Below are 400 nucleotides of genomic sequence, written 5' to 3'. Positions count from 1 at the left end.
TCCACTATTTTTATAATTTCAATTATATTACTTTCCACGTTTACTTCTGTTTTAAATTCAATATTTTCTAATACTATATGTGAACGTCTTCCTGATGCAAAAAAAGTAAAGTTAGGATTTTTAAAAATTCCAATTTCACTCTCTAATGGATATAAATATTTGAAAATTATATCTCTGTGTCCATCTTTTATTATTTTTTCATCTTTTTCATCATCTAAATATTCTTTCACCTTAGCTGCAAACTCAAATCGAAAATCCACACTTTCACGCCCCCTCTTTTCATTTTACGCCAATAAATATATTGATATAATTTTACCATATTATAAAATAACTTCCTATAAAAAGTAAAAACCTCTGGTATTCCCCGCACTTTTTAAATATAAACACTCTTTCAATATTA

1 protein-coding gene is annotated in these 400 nt (G+C 25.8%); it reads right to left on the bottom strand.

The window, feature by feature from the left end:
• The coding region (locus KI356_RS27765; protein WP_212937071.1) for a DUF3942 family protein at nt 1–260 on the bottom strand (260 nt) is incomplete at its 3' end.
• Between the last annotated feature and the right edge of the window lie 140 nt (nt 261–400).

It is taken from the genome of Bacillus hominis (assembly GCF_018332515.1).
Classification (GTDB): domain Bacteria; phylum Bacillota; class Bacilli; order Bacillales; family Bacillaceae_G; genus Bacillus_A; species Bacillus_A hominis.
Note: the sequence above shows the minus strand (reverse complement) of the source record. Positions and strands in the feature narration are given on the sequence as shown.